The organism is uncultured Senegalimassilia sp. (assembly GCF_934632265.1).
GTDB lineage: Bacteria > Actinomycetota > Coriobacteriia > Coriobacteriales > Eggerthellaceae > Senegalimassilia.
In genome coordinates this window covers 1-2970 of sequence record NZ_CAKTYH010000173.1, presented here as the reverse complement: position 1 = coordinate 2970, position 2970 = coordinate 1, and the positions used below count along the sequence as shown (strand labels likewise).

Sequence of the window (2970 nt, the reverse complement as noted above, 5' to 3'; positions counted from 1 at the left end):
GTCCAATCGGACTCGAAGAACACCTGCTCAAGGCGGTCGTTGGTCAGGTCGACCGAATATGCCGCCTGCGCCGAATCAAGCAGCGCGTCCACGTAGCCGCTGCTGTTCTCAAGGATGGATTGTCTGAGCTGGTCGTAATAGCGGGAAAGCTGCTGCTTCTCGCTTGCGGTGCCGTCGGAGAACGGCTCGAGGGCGACCACGAAATGATGGAGCGCCCCTTCCTCGGTGTCGTCTAGGTGGAGCACGGTGACGCGGCCGTGCCATGCCGGGCTTTGCAAGATCAGTTCGAGGGGGTCGCTTTGCGGCGCGAGACGCTTGCGCAGCGCTTCCAGCTGCAATGCGCGTCGCACCGCGGGACGCTGCTCGTTGCCGGCCAGCGTGCTGGCGATGTGCTCGACGGCGCCCGAGTAGTTGCCGCTGTCGGCTAAGAGCAGATTCGACGATGCGCGCAGGATACGGTATTGGTCGAGCTTCGCATCGCAGTATATGCAGTTGGAGAAATGGAAGCCAAGGCCGGAAACCTGTTTCAGGATGCGCTCGTTTTGCCGCTGACGCGCTGCCGCCTCGGCGATCTTCGCGTTGTTCTTATCTATATACATGTTCTTGTCCGCTTGGCGGAACAGCTCGCGCATGGTGGGGGATTCGAATTCGCTGGACAGCGCGTAGCCGGCGGCATAGCTGATGGGCATGTCTGGATGGGCCTGGGAATGCTCGTCGGCGTTGCGCTTGATCTGGTCGAGTACCGCCGTGGCCTTGTCGAAGTCGGCGTCGCGCAGCACTGCCAGGAACTCGTCGCCGCCATAGCGGCCGGTGAAGCATAGGGGACTTTGCGCCCTTGCCAGTTGCTGCGCGAAGGCGCGGATGTATTCGTCGCCCTTCTCGTGCCCGAGGTTGTTGTTGATGGTGCGCAGGTTGTTCAGGTCGAACACGAATACGGCAACGGGGCTTTCGGCGCCGATGGGCTCGGGCTGCGCCAAGATCTCCTCGCACTTGTTCTTGCTGGGAAGGCCCGTGGCCTCGTCGAGGTACACCTTGCGCTGCAGCTGCCTGTTCAGGGCCGCGGTGCGCAACGCGCGGATCAGCTCGACGGCGAACAGCGCCAGCAGGCCGACGATATCGGCTACGACGATGTTCTCCAGGCGGTCGAGCGCGGTGGCCTTCTGCTGTGAGTAGTCCTCCGCCAGCTTGGTGGCTTGGTCGCAGATCTGGAAGAAATCCTCGCTTTTCGCGATGATGTCGGTGTTCTGGTAGCCGGTTTCGCGCACTTGCTCGATTTCGCCGCGCAGATCGTCGAAGTACTTGGAGAGCTCGGTCATCTTCTCCTGATAGGCATCGTCGTCAAGGCGCACCAGGTTCAGATCGTCGCTTCCATAGCGCAGTCCGTCGATGTAGGAATCCACCGCCTCGATCAGCTTGTCCTGCGCAAGTCCCGCGTCCTCCATCTTCACGATGCGCTGCGTGGTTCCGCGCACCAATCCGGCATAGTTCACCACGCGCGCGGTGCCTTGGATGTCGGCAACCAGCGACATGATGTCGAAGAACAGGAAGATGAGCACGACGGTGAGCGCCGTCATGAGGACGCGCGAGATTCGGCTGCCTTTGCTGGTGGTACGCGTGTCCATCTAAAACCTTTGCGATATGGGGAACTGATATGGATCAACAGCGATTCTATCATGGGGAGCTTCGGTCGAGGTGCTGCGAAAATGTATGAAAGTCGGGGCACTGTCATCTTTTGGATTCGCACTGCTTCCCGTATCATCGCGTGTCAAAGCAAATCAGGCCCCGAATTTTTGTTCGGGGCCTAACATATCGGGTTCGGTTGCGTGTGTCAGTGCCTATTCGCCCCAGACGCGCTCGGCGATGCGGCGCACCAGCGCGATCTTGGCCCACTGATCATCCTCGGTGAGCACGTTGCCCTCCTCGGTGGAGGAGAAGCCGCACTGCGTGGACAGACGCAGCTGCTCGAGCGGTACGTACTGCGCGGCCTCGTGGATGCGCGCGATCACGTCGTCTTCGTTCTCCAGCTCGGGGAACTTGGACGTGACCAGGCCCAAGACCACCTTCTGGTCGCGGATGTGCGCCAGCGGGGCGAAATCGCCGGAGCGGTCGGAGTCGTACTCCAGGAAGAAGCCGTCGTAGTTCGCGCCGCCGAAGAGCACCTCGGCCACGGGCTCGTAGCCGCCGGAGGAGAACCACGTGGAGCGGAAGTTGCCGCGGCAGATGTGCGTGGTGATGGTCATGTCGGCAGGCTTGGCTTCAAGGATGCGGTTGATCGCGTCCACGTAGCTCTTCGCCACCTGGTCCACATCGATGCCCTCGGCGGCGTACGCCTCGCGCTTTGCCGGGTCGCAGAACTCGCCCCAGCTGGTGTCGTCGAACTGCAGGTAGCGGCAGCCCAGGTCGTAGAAGGCGCGCACGGCGTCGCGGTACACCTCCACGATGTCGTCGAAGAGCACCGACTCATCGGCGTAGCGCTCGATGGGACGGTACGTGGCCTTGCCGCGCACGCAGGGGATCAGGTGCAGCATGGAGGGCGCGGGGATGGTCAGCTTCACCGGATAGTCGCCGGCGATCTCGCGCAGCTTGGCGAAATGGGCCAGGAACGGGTGGTCGCCGAAGGCGATCTTGTCGCGGAACACCAGCTGGGCGCCCTTGGGCTTGGGACCCTTGAACTCCACCGACCAGGTCTCGGCGTCGACGTGCTCGACGTTTTGCAGGCCTTCCAGGAAGTCGAGGTGCCACATGGCGCGGCGGAACTCGCCGTCGGTGACGGCCTTCAGGCCCGCCTGCTTCTCCCTCTCCACCAGGTCCGCGATGGCGGTGTCCTCGGCGGCGGTCAGCTGCTCGCGCGTGATGGTCCCGGCGGCGAAATCGGCGCGCGCCTGCTTGAGAGCCTCGGGGCGCAGGAAGCTGCCGACGATGTCATATGCATCGGGAGGGTTGGTGATTGCCATAGGTGGCGTCCTTTCA

At 62.6% G+C, this 2970-nt stretch carries 2 protein-coding genes; both read right to left on the bottom strand.

The annotated features are described in order from the left end of the window. Positions 1 to 1622, bottom strand: a 1622-nt coding sequence (locus tag Q0H50_RS09120; RefSeq protein ID WP_294421648.1) for a GGDEF domain-containing protein, incomplete at its 3' end; no start/stop codon positions are given. Between the two features lie 213 nt (positions 1623 to 1835). Beyond that, a complete protein-coding gene (locus tag Q0H50_RS09115) occupies positions 1836 to 2954 on the bottom strand; it encodes a 5-methyltetrahydropteroyltriglutamate--homocysteine S-methyltransferase (protein ID WP_294421647.1) in 1119 nt (372 codons plus the stop codon). Positions 2955 to 2970 lie beyond the last annotated feature (16 nt).

Excerpts from the sequence above, each read along its gene's own strand:
- Q0H50_RS09115 (WP_294421647.1), bottom strand. The coding sequence starts at position 2,954 with ATGGCAATCACCAACCCTCCCGATGCATATGACATCGTCGGCAGCTTC.